Source organism: Chryseobacterium formosense, assembly GCF_900116415.1.
Classification (GTDB): Bacteria; Bacteroidota; Bacteroidia; order Flavobacteriales; family Weeksellaceae; genus Chryseobacterium; species Chryseobacterium formosense.
Map to the genome: position 1 here is coordinate 324,832 of NZ_FPAP01000002.1, position 17,766 is coordinate 342,597.

At 35.8% G+C, this 17,766-nt stretch carries 14 protein-coding genes; 2 read left to right on the plus strand and 12 right to left on the minus strand.

The features are described 5' to 3' along the window. Positions 1 to 32: 32 nt before the first annotated feature. Both BM371_RS07710 and BM371_RS07715 read right to left on the minus strand, forming a co-directional pair. The gene (locus BM371_RS07710; RefSeq protein ID WP_034677881.1) at positions 33 to 446 is read right to left on the minus strand and encodes a RapZ C-terminal domain-containing protein; all 414 of its coding nucleotides are present in this window, start codon (positions 444 to 446) and stop codon (positions 33 to 35) included. Between the two features lie 124 nt (positions 447 to 570). Further along, positions 571 to 1,590, minus strand: coding sequence for an aminoglycoside phosphotransferase family protein (locus BM371_RS07715; protein ID WP_034677882.1), 1,020 nt, complete (start codon positions 1,588 to 1,590; stop codon positions 571 to 573). Positions 1,591 to 1,640: 50 nt separating this feature from the next. On the opposite strand from BM371_RS07715, the gene xrtF reads away from it, so the two are divergent. Together xrtF and BM371_RS07725 are read left to right on the plus strand one after the other, a co-directional pair. After that, positions 1,641 to 2,162 carry an exosortase family protein XrtF gene (xrtF, locus tag BM371_RS07720; RefSeq protein ID WP_034677883.1) on the plus strand — a complete coding sequence of 174 codons (522 nt, stop codon included), beginning with the start codon at positions 1,641 to 1,643 and terminating at the stop codon, positions 2,160 to 2,162. Then, positions 2,159 to 2,602, plus strand: a complete 444-nt coding sequence (locus BM371_RS07725) for an exosortase F system-associated membrane protein (RefSeq protein WP_034677885.1) — start codon at positions 2,159 to 2,161, stop codon at positions 2,600 to 2,602. The genes xrtF and BM371_RS07725 overlap by 4 nt, the downstream gene beginning before the upstream one ends. A 206-nt stretch (positions 2,603 to 2,808) precedes the next feature. Here BM371_RS07725 and BM371_RS07730 read toward each other — a convergent pair whose 3' ends face one another. The 10 genes from BM371_RS07730 to BM371_RS07775 all read right to left on the minus strand — a co-directional run bounded on the left by BM371_RS07730 (position 2,809) and on the right by BM371_RS07775 (position 17,626). After that, positions 2,809 to 3,801, minus strand: a complete 993-nt coding sequence (locus BM371_RS07730) for a cation diffusion facilitator family transporter (protein ID WP_034677887.1) — start codon at positions 3,799 to 3,801, stop codon at positions 2,809 to 2,811. Positions 3,802 to 4,030: 229 nt separating this feature from the next. Continuing rightward, entirely contained in the window at positions 4,031 to 5,020 is a 990-nt protein-coding gene (locus BM371_RS07735; RefSeq protein ID WP_034677888.1) for an aspartate-semialdehyde dehydrogenase, read from the minus strand. 30 nt (positions 5,021 to 5,050) lie between these two features. Beyond that, positions 5,051 to 5,488 (minus strand): hypothetical protein, encoded by a 438-nt coding sequence (locus BM371_RS07740; protein WP_034677889.1) that lies wholly within the window; start codon positions 5,486 to 5,488, stop codon positions 5,051 to 5,053. 88 nt (positions 5,489 to 5,576) lie between these two features. Beyond that, the gene (locus BM371_RS07745; RefSeq protein ID WP_034677890.1) at positions 5,577 to 8,300 is read right to left on the minus strand and encodes a TonB-dependent receptor; all 2,724 of its coding nucleotides are present in this window, start codon (positions 8,298 to 8,300) and stop codon (positions 5,577 to 5,579) included. 211 nt (positions 8,301 to 8,511) lie between these two features. Next, positions 8,512 to 9,372, minus strand: a complete 861-nt coding sequence (nadC, locus tag BM371_RS07750) for a carboxylating nicotinate-nucleotide diphosphorylase (RefSeq protein ID WP_034677891.1) — start codon at positions 9,370 to 9,372, stop codon at positions 8,512 to 8,514. Positions 9,373 to 9,448: 76 nt separating this feature from the next. Then, entirely contained in the window at positions 9,449 to 10,492 is a 1,044-nt protein-coding gene (locus BM371_RS07755) for a PDDEXK nuclease domain-containing protein (RefSeq protein ID WP_081874572.1), read from the minus strand. Between the two features lie 59 nt (positions 10,493 to 10,551). Then, the gene (gene nadB / locus BM371_RS07760; RefSeq protein WP_034677894.1) at positions 10,552 to 12,129 is read right to left on the minus strand and encodes an L-aspartate oxidase; all 1,578 of its coding nucleotides are present in this window, start codon (positions 12,127 to 12,129) and stop codon (positions 10,552 to 10,554) included. Positions 12,130 to 12,158: 29 nt separating this feature from the next. After that, positions 12,159 to 12,788 carry an NAD(P)H-dependent oxidoreductase gene (locus BM371_RS07765; protein ID WP_034677896.1) on the minus strand — a complete coding sequence of 210 codons (630 nt, stop codon included), beginning with the start codon at positions 12,786 to 12,788 and terminating at the stop codon, positions 12,159 to 12,161. 130 nt (positions 12,789 to 12,918) lie between these two features. Continuing rightward, positions 12,919 to 15,189, minus strand: a complete 2,271-nt coding sequence (locus tag BM371_RS07770; RefSeq protein ID WP_051882880.1) for a T9SS type B sorting domain-containing protein — start codon at positions 15,187 to 15,189, stop codon at positions 12,919 to 12,921. Positions 15,190 to 15,376: 187 nt separating this feature from the next. Continuing rightward, positions 15,377 to 17,626, minus strand: a complete 2,250-nt coding sequence (locus BM371_RS07775; protein ID WP_051882882.1) for a T9SS type B sorting domain-containing protein — start codon at positions 17,624 to 17,626, stop codon at positions 15,377 to 15,379. Between the last annotated feature and the right edge of the window lie 140 nt (positions 17,627 to 17,766).

Consider the following 17,766-nt stretch of genomic DNA (forward strand, 5'->3'; position numbering starts at 1 on the left):
CGATATTAAAAATATCACTTATTACACATTACTTATTGCTTATTATTAAGTTGATGCTGTTCATCGTGATGAAGGCTGATTTCTACTTTATCACCATATTTTTCTTCAATAAAATGAGCAATTTTTATGGCCGAATATACCGATCTGTGTTGTCCACCCGTACAACCGAAATTGATTTGGAGATTTTCAAAACCTCTTCCCAAGTAATTATCGATATTGATAGAAACTAGACTTTTAATTAATTCTAAAAACTTGGGCATATCGGTTTTCGTTTCCAGATACTCCTGCACGCCGATGTCGTTTCCGGTCTGGATTTTATATTCTTCCACTCTTCCCGGATTTAAAATCCCACGGCAGTCGAATGTAAAACCGCCGCCGTTTCCGGTTTCATCTTTAGGAATTCCTCCTTTTTTATATGAAAAACTGTGGATGTCTATGTGTAGCATGTTTTTTATTTACTTTTTTTGAATATTTAAATTTTCACAGTTTTGTCATTCCGTAGGAATCTAAATATTTTTATTCCATTTAAAGGGTTGAGATTCCTACGGAATGACAAAGCGTGTTTTAAAATTAATTGTTTAATATTTCCTCAATTTTCAATTTTGTTTTCTCCAAATTCAATTGCCCAATCACTTTTTTCAGCTCAGGGAAGTTCATGATTTCTTCCCAATTTTCAGCAAAATCTGTAATATTCTGAATGCCTTTTTCGATGCTTGAAATAAAATGTTGCTTCCTTTGAATCAGTCCGCGGAAACCATAAGCTCCCAAAACCTGCAGAAATCTCATCATCTGAACTGGTTTCACCGAATTTTTTAGTTGATTTTGAATCTCTGTATTTTCAAACTGCTGAATATAAAATTCAAGCATTTCATTTTTAAAATCTTCCGGAAAATTGGCTTTAGCCTGAAACAGAAAAGAAATTACATCGTACATCAGAGGACCTTTCATTGCCGACTGATAATCGATAAATGAAACTTCATCGTTATCATTTACCATAATATTCCGAGCCTGAAAATCACGGATCATGATTCCCTTCGGTTCGAGATTTTCGATGAGGTCAGCGATTTTTTTGAACTCTTTCAGCAAGGTAGATTTGTGATATTCCATTTCCAGAACATCAGCCACAAAATTTTTGAAATAATAAAGATCATGGATAATGGGAAGTTCGTCGTAACTTTCATATTCGAAAGTTTTTTTGAAATCTATTTTACCTTCGGTTTTTGTCTGAAGTTCAAAAAGTTTTCTGAGTGTCTCTTTTACCAATAGTTTTACCCTATCCGACAATCCTTCTTCAGCAATAATTTCTGAGAGTGTCTTTTTACCTAAATATTCCTGAATATACATTTTTCGGTCATCAGAAATATAATACATGACCGGAGTATTGAGTTGTAAATCAGAAAATACATTCGAATAATAGAGAAAACTTTCGTTTTCCGGAATATTGTCGTTACAGGTAATGATGTATTTTGCGTTGCGGTTTTCAGCCAGAAAATTTACTCTTGCAGAACCGCTTTGAGCTAAAGTGATAAATTCAACAGATTTTTCACCAAAATAATTTTCAAAAAATATTTTTACGTCTTCTGAAGTCATAATATGCCAACAAATATAGTGATTTACATACGAATTGTTATATTTGCAACATGTTAAAAGACTTTAAGCCTGTTTTAGGAATATTGTTGCGCTTCATCATCATTTACCTGGTGTTGCTGTTTGCGTATCAGTTTTATCTTAACAGTTTTAAAGAATCTGGTTTGGATCCTTTTTCCAGAATGATTGCAAATCAGGTGATGTTTTTGCAAAACTCAATGGGTTTTCCTTCGGCTCTTTACGACGATGTACCTAAACAACAGATATGGTTTCATGTAAAAACAGGCTTCGTTACCAGAATGGTAGAAGGTTGCAATGCTATTTCTGTAATGATTCTCTTTGTCTCTTTTGTCTTTGCTTTTTATAAAGGAACTAAAACTTTCGTTTTTGTAGCGATTGGTCTTTTGATACTTTACATTATGAATGTTTTGAGAATTGCAGGGCTTAATATTGTGTACAGTGATTATTCAAAGTATGGTAAAATGACGCATGACTATGTATTTCCTGCTGTGATTTACGGAACAGTGGTTGTGCTTTGGCTGGTCTGGATTAAATTTTTCGCATTAAAAAAATGAAAGTCTTAAGCTGGATATTAGTGCTTTTGGGTGTTGCAGGTCTTATCTCGGTGAGAGTTTTTGAAGACCGCATCTTTTATGATCCTTTCCTGAATTATTTTTACGAAGCAGATAAACAGGCAGCATATCCTGATTTTGAATGGGGACGTTTAATTATAAGTCATTTGTTCCGATTTATATTGAATCTTTTATTTTCAAGTATTGTCATTCATTTTATTTTTAAAAATAAAAACTGGACTTTACAGGGAGCTGCATTAATATGTATTGTTTTTGCCATTACTTTCCCTATTTATCTTTACTGTATTTCAACAAAATTCGAGATCGGGTTTCTTTTTTCTTTTTATATGAGAAGGTTTGTGATACAGCCTTTGATACTTCTTCTTATTGTTCCGTTGTTCTATTATCGAAAGCAAATGTTGGTAAGAAATATTGAAGACTAATCCAAAATTTTTTTAAGCTCATAAAAGCACTGCTAACTTTTATAGAAGTTTTGCATTTCCTGTATAATCTTTGTGTTTTTGATTAGCCCGGATTGAGCGGCATGTCTGAGCTCTTTTCTTTGGATTTCAGCGCGGCGGCTTTGCCGCCGCGCTGAAATCCAAAGAAAAAGCGAGTAGCGAAAGCCGGAAATAGCTCCTGAAAACTCTCAGACTGTATGTTTATCTATGCTTGTTACGTTTGCGGGAGTCCATTTTACCCGTTTTACAAATGGGAGTTCGCGGACGGGACAATTCATGATCTGGCAAACAGGACATGAAATGGTTTTACAATCATCCATATGGAAATTGAATTCTACGGTCCTTTTTGTATTTTTTGCCAGTAAAATAATGACGTTTTCCATTTCCTGATGGGCTTCACGAAGGCTGTAATAATAGGGTAGTGTGATGTGTGCATCGATGTGAAGGGAAGAGCCAAACTGCTGGATTTTCATGTTGTGAATGTCTATCCATTCTGTTTTTCTGTTTTTTTCTAAAAGGTCTATGATGTTGTTTAAAAGTTCCGGATCCTGTTCGTCCATAATTCCGCGAAGCGATTTTCGAACAATTTTATAACCGATAAAAATGATATAGAATCCGAATAATAGGGCTACGACAGAATCGATCCAGTAGATCTTGCTAAAGTAGACAATTATTAAACTGATGACGACTCCCAATGTTGTAATGGTGTCGGATTGTAAGTGTTTTCCGGAAGAAATTAATACTAAAGAATTTTCTTTTTCACCTTTTTTGATGGAGATATAGCCTAAAATATAATTGATAATGGCTGTTGCGGCAATGATGGCAATTCCCCAGTCTAATTCGCTCAGAACTTTTCCTGTAACCAAACTGTTGATGCCTTCGTAGATGATCATAATTCCGGCGATGGCGATGAGTGCTCCTTCGATACCTGAAGTTACAAATTCTACTTTTCCGTGCCCGTAAGGATGGTCTTCATCTTTTGGTTTTGAGGCTAGATGCAATGAATATAAACCCATAAAAGCACTGATCACATTCACGATACTTTCCATGGCATCAGAAAATACGGCATCGGAATCGGTGAGTTTCCAGGCGATAATTTTTCCGACAAAAAGAATGATTCCGAAAACTGCAATGAGCTTCTGGAAACCTACTTTGTCTTTATTTATTTTCTTTGTAATCATTACTTTCTTTAAAAAATTTCTGAACTATTAAGGTCTTTTAAGGTTTAAGAATTTTTAAGGCAAATATCTGAGATATTTTTTCAGTTGATAGGATTTTATCCTATCCTTTAGTAAGCCGTCCCTTCGGGACTTGTTTTAGCCATCAACTACCAAACAAATTCTACCAACTAAAATAATTATTCGATAAAAAAAAGAATCTCTTTTGGAGACTCTTTTTCTTTTTGTTAGTTTATACTAAGTTGTTTTCTACCAAGTATTCTGCGATCTGTACTGCGTTTGTTGCAGCGCCTTTTCGCAGATTGTCTGCCACAATCCAAAGGTTGAGTGTTTTTGGCTGGGAGAGATCTCTTCGGATTCTTCCGACAAAAACTTCGTCTTTTCCTTCTGAATATAAAGGCATCGGATATTCGTTGTTTTTTACGTTATCCATTACCACAACTCCCGGAGTTTCAGATAAGATTTTTCTTACTTCGTCAAGATCAAATTCGTTTTCAAATTCAATATTCACACTTTCAGAATGTCCTCCCTGAACCGGAACTCTTACTGCGGTTGCCGTTAAATTAAATGTGTCATCGCCTAAAATTTTCTTAGGCTCTTTCATTAATTTTATCTCTTCTTTTGTGTAATCGTCATCTGCAAAAACATCACAGTGCGGCAATGCATTTTTGAAGATCTGATAAGGATAAACTTTTTCAGCATCCTCACCTTTGATTTCTGCATTAAGCTGATCAACTGCCGCTTTACCCGTTCCTGTTACGGACTGATAAGTGGAAACGATTACTCTTTTAAGATCGTATTTTTTATTCAACGGACCTAAAACCATGACCAACTGAATGGTAGAACAGTTTGGATTTGCAATGATCTTGTCTTCTTTCGTTAATACATCAGCGTTAATTTCAGGAACTACCAGTTTTTTTGTAGGATCCATTCTCCATGCGGAAGAATTGTCGATTACAGTTGTTCCAGCTTCAGCGAAAAGAGGTGCGAATTCTAAAGATGTTCCGCCCCCTGCTGAGAAAATTGCTATTTCAGGTTTGGCAGCTATAGCGTCGTTCATGCTTACAATGGTGAATTCTTCCTGTTTATACTTCACCTTCTTGCCAATAGATTTTTCCGATGCTACCGGAATTAGTTCGGTGATAGGGAAGTTTCTCTCTTCGAGAACTTTAAGCATAACCTGTCCAACCATTCCTGTTGAACCTACTACAGCTACTTTCATTGTTGTTTTAAAAAATTAAGTTAATATAAATTAAGCTCCGAAGACTCTTGCCCACGGAAATGCATATCCGAATAATGCTACCGCAATCAATCCCATAAATACGATTCCTAAAGAAATGGTATCATTAGATTTTACTTTTTTATTGATGATGGTCATCAAAATTGCAGCAATAAGCATTGAAGCTGGATGTTCTACATATTGAAATCTTGAATAAGCGTTGCTCATCAGTGTTACAGAATCTAAAGCCGCTTTTACAGCCGGAGAGGTAAACCACAGTACAATCCCTAACAAAAACTGAATATGAAAGAAGATCATGGTGAACAGGGTTGTTTTCTTTAGGAATTTATTTACTTTCCCACTGAAACCAAACATGGTTGCCAAAAGTGCAATAATGAATAAGGCCACCAAAAGGAGTTCAAGATAAGCAAACCCTTTATGAGCATTGATTAAAATTTTGTAAAAATCCATACTTCTATTTTTTCTATTTTTAAAGTATACAAATATAAAAAATCCCAGCGATAAAGCCGGGATTTGATATGTAATAAGTTGTAAATTATTAGAATTTAAACGCAACAGAAGCTGCCCAAGTTCTACCGAATCCGAAGTAAACAGTATTATTTGTGTCTAAACCTTTGTAGAAGTTAGCTGGGTTATTAATATAAGCGTCATACTTTTGCTGAGCTGTACCTGTCGAAGTTGTAGTAAAATCTGCTAAATCTTTAACGTGTGTAGAAGATTTTCCGTCAGAAATGTATGTGGTATCAAATAAGTTATAAACGTTACCTGTAAGAACTAATCTTTGGTTTTTACCTAAATCAAATGTATAAGATAAACCTAGATCAAACAAGTTATAGCTTGGATATTCTAAAGCTCCTTTACGTCCGTTGTTTGTAGTTGTTCCATCAGCTTTTACATATACATCAGCAAAATTGATTAAACCGTAATAGTTGCTATAATAATTCCAGTTACTAAAAATACTTAATTGTTTAACTGGTTTTAATGTAAATCCTAAAGCAGCTGTCGTTTGAGCCGCATCAGAAACTTTCACTCCGTCTAAGGCAAAACTTACTTCTGCATTGCCATTAAAAGTAATAGGAGTTCCGTTTTCGTCATATAATGTTCCTGTTGGGTTTCCTTTATATTCCCAATTTCCTATTGAAAACATTCCGTTGAAAGATAAATAATCTGTAACTTTTAAAGTTCCTTCAAATTCTGCTCCCATGTGGATTTCCTGAATTCCTGTTAAATTAGCAAAAGGTCTGTTATAAACATTTGTTCCTGTTGCTGGTAACGCCGGATTGATAGGAATACCTGGTAAATTTGTAAATCTTTGGTATCTGTCTTTCCAAGATGTATAGTAAAGGTTTACGTTTGCATTAAAGATTCTGCTTCTGAATCCGTAACCTAATTCTGCTGAAGCAATTTTCTCGTTAGTTAATAACGGATTCACAATTTGCTGGTTTCCAGTTGCTCTTCCATCGGGACTATTTACAGCAGGGTTTGTACTCGTTGCAGGAGCAAGCGGTGAGTTGAAAACAGAATTGAAAAGTGGCTGTTTAGCATAATAACCAACATTTGCAAAAACATTGTGTTGATCGTCAATATTATAGTTAACTCCAGCTTTCACGTTAAATCCAAAAAGAAATTTAGTGTCTGTTTTTTGTGTAACAGCTTGTCCCTGTTGAATAACACCATCCTTCAACCAGTTGTCAATTCTTTTATATCCTTGTTCTGAAACCGATCCTTGAACGAACGCAGAAACTTTATCTTTTGAATATTCAATTTGTCCGAAAAGTCCTCCCCACAATACTTCACCGTCATAGTTTCTGTAAACAATCTGGCCTTTGTCCTTAACTGTTTTTACGAAAGGATTTGCAGAAGGAGTAGGACTTTGTACAAGAGTAACATCATATCCTCCAGGATTGTTCATATCATCTTTTTCAATATACCTGTTATTCCCCCAAAGATCTGTTAAAACACCTGGATGATAACCATAATAATATCTTAAATCAATTCCTCCTGAGAAATTCCAGTTTTCATTGAATTTGTGTTGAAAGTTTGATAATAAACCATACCAATCGTGTGAATTGATACTAGCTCTTCTTGCTAATCCATTGTTTCTGGTTGCTACACCTGGAGTTGCATTTATTTTGTTGATACCAGTGTTATTTGCTACTGCAGGATCCCAAATTACATTTTGTCCTTGGTTCCATGCTTGGATATCATCGAATCTAATCAAACCATCGGCTGTTTTAGGTAAGCTGTTGATGTTTGTACCATTGATACTTCCAATAACACCTGTTCCACCTCCTCTTCCCCAAGATCCGTAAAGAACTGAAGATAATTTTGATCTTTCAGAAATTTTCCAATCCCAGTTAACTGATGCAACCGGTTTGCTGTAGAAATTGATTGATTGAGACATGATATCTCCATTCATATATCCCCAGTTTGAATTGTATCTTCTGTTTGGCTCACCATTTTCACCATATTTAATGAAGTTTGCAATTGAACTTTGGAAGTTCTGCATATGCCATTGTGGTGCGCCTGTAAATGTAAATTGGAAATCATGCTTTTCGTTTGGCTGATAACCTAAAGCAAAATAATAGTTGTAAGCTTCGAAATCAGATCCGTCAATATAAGTTGCTCCTGCAGTTCTAGCCATTAAGAATGAAGTTGACCAACCTTTTGCAGATTTACCTGTATTATAAGAAAATAGAGTCTTTAAGTAGCCATCATTACCAACTCCTAAGAATACGTTTCCTTCTTTTTTCTTGTCTGCTGCTCTTGTAATGATATTTGTCGTTCCTCCTACAGAAGCAATGGCTAATTTTGAAGATCCTAAACCTCTTTGCACCTGCATTGCAGATGTAACGTCTGATAATCCTAACCAGTTACTCCAATAAACTGCACCATCTTCCATTCCGTTTACAGGAACACCATTAATCATTACAGCTTGGTTGTTGGTATCAAAACCACGGATATTCATACGACCATCACCGAAACCTCCTCCGCCTTTTGCAGCGTAGATTGAAGGCGTGGATTTCAAAATTTCAGGGAATTCCTGATTCCCTAATCTTTCAACGATTTGTGCTTCTTTAATTGTAGAAACTGCAACCGGTGTTTTTCTATCTTTAGCGATATCGGCAACACCTGTAAGAACAACAGCTTCAATATCTTTTGACCTGGTGTCAGCTGTATCCTGAACCTGTTGTGCATAATAAACACTAGCTGTTGATAATGTAATTATCGCAGTTAGCATCGATTTGTTGATTAATTTCATAATCGTAAGTAATAGTTAGAATTAAATTTTATGCAAAATTCGACAAATAAACTTTAACTATTATTAACTTAATGTTAATTTTTATTGATTACAAATAACATGTAACTAATTGAAAATCAACAATAATTGAAAATAATCAATTTTACAGTGAAAAAATCATATTATTTAATTTTTAATAAAATACATATGTTTTTATTAAAAATATAATGTATTACATAGCAGCTTTTAAGCTTAAATCTATATTTTCTGCAGAATGAGTCAATGCTCCAGCAGAGATATAAGTGACTCCGGTAGCAGCAATATCCTTCAATTGATCTCTTGTAATTCCACCAGACGCCTCACTTTCGCAAGAACCATTAATTAGTTTAATGGCTTTAGCCATTGTAGCAACATCCATATTGTCAAGCATGATTCTGTCGACCTTTGCATTGATGGCTTCCTGTACTTCTTCGAGATTTCTTGTTTCGACTTCGATTTTGAGTTTTTTCTTCGATTTCTTCACATAATCTTTTGCCATTTTTACAGCATTGGTAATGCTTCCGTTATAATCAATATGGTTGTCTTTCAGCATAATCATATCGTAAAGTCCGTATCGGTGATTGGTTCCGCCGCCGATTGCGACTGCCCATTTTTCGCAAACCCTAAAATTCGGAGTCGTTTTTCTGGTGTCTAAAAGTTTTGTTTTTGAACCAATTAATCTCGAATCCCAATCATGGGTTAAGGTAGCAATACCGCTCATCCTTTGCATGCAATTAAGAACCAGCCTTTCTGTTGAAAGAATTGATCTTGCACTTCCTGTAACGATAAAAGCAATGTCGCCAACTTTTGCCATTTCACCGTCTTTGATGAAATTCTCTATTTTCAGATTTTTATCGAAGGTTTTGAAAATGATTTCCGCCAGTTCAACTCCTGCCAAAATGCAGTTTTCTTTTACTAGAAGCTTTGCACTTTGCTGTAAATCTTTAGGAATTGTAGACAATGTAGAATGATCGCCATCCTGAATGTCTTCTTCCAAAGCATTTTTGATGAATTGTTTTAAAACTTTATCTGTGGCGTAGCTTGGTCTTTTCATATGTGGAGATTTTTTAAGGTCATGCGTAATCGCAGCTTTTTAATTGCTTTTGTGTTTATGAATCACGACGATTACATTATTGTAATTTTTTTAATTCGTTTTCGACTTCTTCTATTGACGGAAGATGAGATTTAAGGTTTTCGGGTAATACTTTTTTCAGCTCATAGGAAGAAATTCCTAATGGCTTGTGAAGATCAGTTAGAGAATATTCTGCAATAATTTCATTTTTGTCTTTACAGATGATCATCCCAACTGTTGCATTGTCGTTTTCATCTCGCAATTGTTTATCAACAGCGGTCACATAGAAATTAAGCTTTCCGGCAAATTCAGGTTCAAAATGCCCGGTTTTCAGTTCTATTACTACATATCTTTTTAGTTTAATATGATAAAATAGTAGATCAATAAAAAAAGATTGGTTGCCAATAGAAATTTCAACCTGTTTTCCTACAAATGCAAAGCCGTTTCCCAATTCTATCAGGAACTTAGAGATATTTTCTGTCAGAGCATTTTCTAATTCCCTTTCTTTATAGTTCTCTGTAATATTGATGAAATCAAAAATATATGGGTCTTTCAATGTTTCACGGATCAGATCGCTTTCGTAATCAGGCAATGTCTTTGAAAAATTATTAATTGCTTTTCCTTGGCTTTCAATAAGATTACCGGAGATCATATTCAATAAAACTGCTCTGCTCCAACCATTTTCTATGGTTTTTTTGATATAAAAATGAGCTTCTTGAGTGTTTTTACATTTAGTTAATATTTCTACATGATGCCTCCAAGGAATTAAAAAAAGACTTTCTAATAAATCGTCACCAAGTTGGTGACGATTTTCATTGTCTTGATTATAAAACAGATAGAATCGTTTGCAGTATTTTAAATTGCTTTCAGAAAAACCTTTTATTTCAGGAAATTCTGTACGTAAATCTTTACTTAATTGTGAAAAGAAGCCGGAGCCATACGTATTCTCAAAATTTCGTTCGGAAATTTCCTTTCCTAAATCCCAATACATTTCTATCAGAGCAGAATTCACCTGAATGGCGGCTTTGATCTGGCTTTGCTGAATTTTTTGTTTTAAATCTAAAATCCAACGGATATATTGTTCATTGCTTTTTTGTAGCATATTCAAATTTAATATAAATTCTAAATCTGACGTTTTTAGGATTTTTTAATAATAATCAATTATGCCTGAACTAAATCTTTGTTGTAAAATGCACCTTTATTTTGAGTCATTTCCATTGATTGGGTAATGATCAGATGCGCAACGGTTGTTAAATTTCTTAATTCTGAAAGTTGGGGCGAAAGAATAGAGTAGTGGTAAATTTCATCAACGGCAGCTGCAATTTCTGCATGTTTCTGAAGTGCCATTTTCAGTCTTCGGTTGCTTCTCACAATTCCTACAAGATCGCTCATCATTTCCTGAAGCTGTTTTCTGAGGTAAGAAACGATGACCATTTCATCGATGATTTTCATTCCTTCTTCATTCCATTCCGGAACAGCTTTTAGATCATCAAAATTGAAGTTGTTTTCTTTTAATAATTCTACCGTTTTCATTGCAGCGTTGTGACCGAAAACAAGACCTTCCAATAATGAGTTGGAGGCCAATCTGTTCGCTCCGTGTAATCCTGAGTTTGTACATTCACCAACGGCAAATAGATTATTGATAGAAGATTGTCCGTCTTTATCGGTTTCAATTCCGCCCATCAGATAATGGCAAGCCGGAACTACAGGAATCAGTTGGGTAAAAGGATCAACTCCTTCATCTTTACATTTTTTATAAATATTCGGAAAATGCTCTAAAAATTTTTCATGATCCATTTCTCTGCAATCCAAGCCGACATATTCGTCTCCTGTGATTTTCATTTCGGCATCAATGGCTCTTGCAACGATGTCTCTTGAAGCTAATTCTTCTCTTTCATCGTATTTATGCATGAATTTTTCGCCTCTTTTGGTTCTTAATTTTGCGCCGTCGCCACGAACTGCTTCGGAAATTAAAAACAACATTCCATCGATTTTGCTGTATAAAGCTGTCGGATGAAATTGATAATACTGCATATTGGTTACTTTACCTTTTGCACGGGCTACGAAAGCAATTCCGTCTCCGGTTGCAATGGTCGGATTGGTGGTGTTTTTATAAACATGTCCTGCTCCGCCTGTTGCTGCTAAAGTAATTTTGGAAGTAATTTTTTTGATAGATTTAGATTTTTCATCTAAAATATAAGCTCCGTAACAGTTGATTTCGCCTTCATTCAGTTCTTTTCCCGGAACATGGTGTTGTGTGATAATGTCGATCACGTAGTGATGATCGAGAATTTCAATATTGGGGCTGCTTTTTGCGGTTTCGAGTAAGGCTCTTTCGATTTCAAAACCGGTGATGTCTTTGTGATGTACAATTCTGTTTTCGGTATGACCGCCTTCTCTTCCTAAGGCAAATTTTCCGTTTTTCATGTCGAAATTTGCGCCCCATTCAACGATTTCGTTAAATCTTGCAGGTGCTTCTTTCACAACCATTTCAACAACATCAAGCTTGCTTTCGCCGTCTCCGGCTCTCATCGTATCGTCGATATGCTTCTGAAAATTATCATTTTTCAAATCGGTAACGACAGCTAAACCGCCTTGTGCATATTTGGTATTGCTTTCGTCTTCGTCAGATTTTGTTACAATGATTATTTTGGCATCGGGAAACTGTTCGGAAACTTTTATGGCATAAGATAATCCGGAAATCCCGGAACCAATCACTAATACATCCGCTTTTATCATAGTTTTGCTTTAAGACAATTGTCTAAATATTAAATAAATTTAAACAATTTTTCGTTTGGTTTTCTTACTTTTTTCATGTGTTGGAAATGATCTTCTTCAGAACGATAACCTAAAGCCAATGTAACAGTCACTTTTTCTCTATCATGATCAATATCCAAAATCTCTTCAATTAAATCCTGTCTGAAACCTTCCATCGGGCAAGTGTCGATATTTTCTATAGCTGCAGCATACATCAGATTGGCTAAAACAATGTAAGATTGTTTTTCTGCCCAGTTGAAAAGTTCGTCTTCGGTTTTCTGGCTGACGTGCTGATTGATGCTGTTTTTAAAAAGATCAAGCTTCCCGAGTTCAATATTTCGTACTTCGGAAATGTGATTGAAATAGCCATTGATATAATTTTCTTCAATCAGTTTTTTTGAAACAATGACTACCAAATGTGAACAGGTGGAAATCTGCGATGGATTGTAAAATGCCGGAATCAGTTTTTCTTTCATCTCTTTGCTTTCTACCACCAATATTTTGTAAGGTTGCAATCCCAAAGAGCTTGCCGCCAGTTTTCCAGACTCTAAAATGCTGAGAAGAGCTTCCTGAGGAATAATAAAATCAGGATTAAATTTTTTTACAGAATATCTTCTGCTTAAAGCTTCCAAATAATTCATAAGACAAATTTAAGAATTGATGCCGAATAAAGGTTGTTTTAAGTAAAATATCTATTTGTAAATTTTCTAAATAAAAAATCACTCCCCGAAGGAAGTGATTCAAAAAAATTAAGTATAGTATGAAAAAAAATTATTCTCTGTTTTTTACCATAATCCAACCTGTAAGTTTTACAGGAGTTTTGGTTTTGTTGTTTTCATTCCACGTTACAGAATACCAGTAGCTTCCTGTAGGAACTTTTCTTCCGTTTGCGGTTCCGTCCCATTTATACTGATTGGTTTTGTCTCCTTGATGAAGTTTTGCTCCGTAACGATCGTAAATGTTAAAGACTAAATTAAGCTTATTGCCCAAAGCAGAATAGTCTACGACATCATTGCGACCATCGCCGTTTGGTGTAATTACATTGATGATGTTTGGTACCGTTACATCTACTACCATAGGTTCACAATCGTAAGCATCTTTTACAAAAACCTTATGAATTCCTCTTGAGATATTGGTAAACATATTAGAGGCCTGCCAGTTTACATTATCCAAAGAATATTGGTAAACTGGTGTTCCGCCGTTTGCATACACTGTAATTGTTGTAGCAGATACGTCAACTGATGTAATGACTGGCTGTTCTGATGCAAATATTTTTACATCTTGCTTCACCGTACAATCTCCTGTTTTCAGCTTTACCCAATATGTTCCTACACCAACATTCGAAATTGTCTGTGTGGTTTCTCCTGTGCTCCATTCGTAAGCATCGAATCCTGTACCTGCATCCAATGTGGTTTTATCTTCGATGCAAATAATCTTATCTTTTAAGATTTCTGAATAAACCGGTGGGATGACAGTCAGTGTCACTTTAGCAATTGCATAACATCCGTTTGCATCGGTTACTTTGATGTAAACAACACCGCTTGGAGCAGTGTATGGTTGCGGAGGTGTAATCTCATTGGTTCCATTAATGGCATCCTGTAAAGACGGATAGTAATTTTTTGTAACCCCTGTCTGCGTTGTTACAGGTGCATTGGTTAGATTGAATGTTCCCATCGAAACATTGTTTTCAAGGAAGCAGCTTCTTAAAGTGGCGTCATTTACCGTAACTACAGGATAGTGGTTTAATGTAATAACTGCATTATCCGTACATCCTTGTGAGGTAGTAACTTTCACGTGTACGGTACCTCCGGCTGCTGAAGGGTAATTTGACCAGTTCAGAATTTCTCCCGTACCTGCATTTAAATTTGCCAAAGTAGGGTAATACTTTTTCGTTACCCCGGGTTGTGTGGTGACTGCGGCGGTGCTAAGGTCGAAGTAAGCCAGCCCTTCATTATTGTTATTACAAGCGGTTATTGTAGCATCATCTGCGGCAAAAGGGCTCGGATTTAACACAATTCTGCCGTCACCATTATCACAAAGTGTAGAAGTAGGATCTTTTACCACCACTGTAATTGTTGTATTTCCTGAATATTGAAAATTGTTCGGGAAAGCAATTGGAGTAGGATTTCCTAATACATAATAAGTGATGATGTAATTTGAAGGATTATTTACAAACTGATTTGCATAAGATGTTAAATCAATAAAGCCATTTCCGGTTGCCGGGTTTGTACAAACAAAAGGTGTAATTGTAGACTGTAGAATTGGAACTTTATCGATGAAAATCTTCGCATTTTTTATTGAATGTCTCGCGCTTGCTGCTCCAGTACCTGCAGAAAAACCGAAATATCCCTGTGTCATACCGATTGCACCGCCCGAAGGAGCAAAAGAATCGTCTACAATTATAACGCCGTCTATTCTTATCTGAATTTTCCAATTGTTAATATTAGCAGGATCTACTTCTCCATTTACTTCCACGTGTTTGTAAGTTGCTCCCACGAAAGGTTGTGTAGGGTTCAGATCCGGTGAATGAAAGGTGCTGTTTGCAGTCATGTTATACTCGATGTTCGGACTTCCGGCAGGAACATTATTCGTCCCATAAAGAAGGTGAACCTTACTCATTTGTCCTTCCGTACTGTTATTGAATATATCAAATGCAACCATTAATCCGTTTGCGTTGGCAGGAATTCCAAGTCCGCCACCGGTAGTAAATCCTGTAGGAGGATTGGATAGATACCAGAATGTAAGACCATCACCTCTTCCGTAAGAGGTTGTTCCGTTTCCGTCAATTCTGAAATCAAATTCAACTTTCCATTTATCGCAATATTTTAGGTTGATCGGGTTGGACAGTTTAATAGCACCAAACTGGCTGGTCTGGTCTGCTGTAAGCTGTACAAAATCACTTGTTGCAGAAGCTGACGGAACAATATCCCATCCTGTGGTATTAATAACAGGGGTTCCGGTAAGCTGGTAAGTTTGTGCTGTAAAATCTGAGTTGATGATTGATAAAACGAACAAAAAACTGAGGAGTAAAACTTTCTTCATTTTTAACTTAGAGATTTATTGTTTGGTAAAATTATCGGTTTTTTTATTTTAAATAGTGAGATCTAAAGCTTAGAAGTAGCAATAGAGTACATCATGAGTCATTATTAAAAGCTATGTTTTTAATAATAGGGTTGAGAAATTCAAAATTTAAAAAGCACCACATAGATATAGTGGTGCTTAGTATAAATTATTCTCTGTTTTTTACCAATACCCAGCCATTGTATTTGGTCTGTGTATTGTCGCTTTCAGTCCATGTGATGGTGTACCAGTAAGTACTTGTTGACAATTTTTTACCTCCGGAAGTTCCGTCCCAGGTGTAATTTCTAAATTTGTCAGCCTGATATTTCATGTTTCCGTATCTGTCATATACTGTAAAGACAAGATTTTTCTTATAAGCAAGAGCGCTGTAATCGATGAAGTCATTTACATTATCTCCGTTTGGCGTGATTGCGTTAATAAGATTCGGTACTGTAATCTGAACTTCGGTAGGTTGGCAATTGTAATAATCTTTTACAAAAACTTTTACTTCGCCTCTTGGAAGCCCGGTAAATACATTAGAGTCCTGCCAGTTGAGACCGTCTAATGAAAACTTATAAGGTGCTGTTCCTCCTGAAACATTTACAGTGATTGTATTGTTAGCAATATCGATAGTAGAAATCACAGGAGTATTTGCTTTTTTTACATTTACATTCTGTAAAGTATAGCATTTTCCTGTTTTTAAAAGAACCCAATAGTTTCCTACTGCAACATTTGTAATAGATGATGTTGTAGCTCCCGTGCTCCATTCATATCCGTCAAATCCAGGACCTGCATCCAACGTTGTTCTTTCATCAATACAAATGATTTTATCTTTTAAAATAGATGATTTAACGGGAGGTAATACCTTTAGCGTAATTTTTTTAATAATAAAACATCCGTTTGTTCCTGTGATCCTTACAAAAACTTCTGTTGATCCTGAAATATGTGTTGTTGCAGGAATAATTTCATTCGTTCCGCTTAATGCGTTGGATAATGAGGTGTAAAACTTCTTAGTAATGCCTGCTTCATTTGAAACATTTGCCGTTGTAAGATCAAACAAAGCTGTATTGGTAGCATTTTCAATAAAACAAGATTCGAGTACGGCATCAGTAGATACTGGCAACGGATGGAAAATCAGTGTGATCTCAGCGTTTCCGGTACAACCTTGTGGTGTTGTAACCTTTACATACACTTTTCCGGGTCCAGAAATGTAGGAAGTGTAGTTGGTGATCTCATTTGTATTTGCGTTAAGATCAGCAAGAGTTTTATAATATTTTTTAGTAACTCCGGGAACAGCTGTCACATTAGCCGCTGAAAGATCATAAGTTGCGGTTGTAGCTCCATTATTATTGCAAGCATAGAGATTGACATTATTTGCCGTAAATGGAGATAGCGTCAATAAAATCTTTCCATCGGGGTTGTCGCAAAGAATCGATGCATTATCCCTGATGATTACATTTACAGTTGTATTTGCATTAAACTGAAAATTTGTTGCATTAGAAACGGGTACGCCTCCCACCATATAGGTAAATGTATAGTTTGCAGGGTTTGCAACAAACTGAGAATTAAAAGAGGTTAAATTAACTGTTCCGTATCCTGTAGTAGGATTTGGGCAATAACTCTGTGTGGCAGTCGGATTTAGTAGACTTACTTTATCAGTATAAATTTTAACATTTTTGATAGAATGTCTGGATCTGTTTCCTCCGGTAGAAGCTGAGAAGCCAAAATATCCGTTAGTCATTGCTGCGGCTGTTCCTGATGCAGTAAAAGGCTGATCGCAGATAAGGTTTCCGTCTATTGTGATTTTTATATTCCAGGTATTTGGTATCGAAGTGTTTACCTGAGCTGTAACTTCAACGTGCTTATAATTAGTTCCCTGAAAAGGCAGGGTCGTATTCATATCCGGGGAATGAAAAGAACTTCCCGGAGTATTAAAAAACTCTACATTATTGTTATCGGTTGTGTTTTGTACCTGCCCGTAAGCAACATGTACCTTGCTCATTACTGCCGTGGTTGTGTTGTTGTACGTATCAAATCCTACAATGAGACCGATTGCATTCTGAGAAACTCCAAGACCGGATCCCAGAACACTTGCTACAGGAGGATTTGCCAGATACCAGAAAGCAATACCATCTCCGTTGGCGGTTTGGTTAGAGTCCATTCTGAAATCGAATTCAACCCTCCATTTGTCGCAATATTTCAGGTTGATGGGATCATTAAGTCTGATCGACCCAGATTGATTATTTGTATCGGGAGTTAACTGAATAAAATCACCTCCGGTTCCTACAACTGTTGGAGAAACCATTGTCCAGCCAGTTGTGTTAATTGGCACTCCTGTGAGTTGATAAGTTTGGGAAGATAATTTCCCGGAAATACAAAGTACAAAAAGGGTAAAATAAAACAGTAGTTTTTTATTCATTTATTAGCATACTTTAATTAGACGCGTAAAGATATTAAATCTGAACCAATAAATATGTAAATGCTGTTAATTTTGTAAAAAAGTTTGATTATTTTGTAATAAAAAATATCAATGATAACGAAAAGTTGAATATGATAACT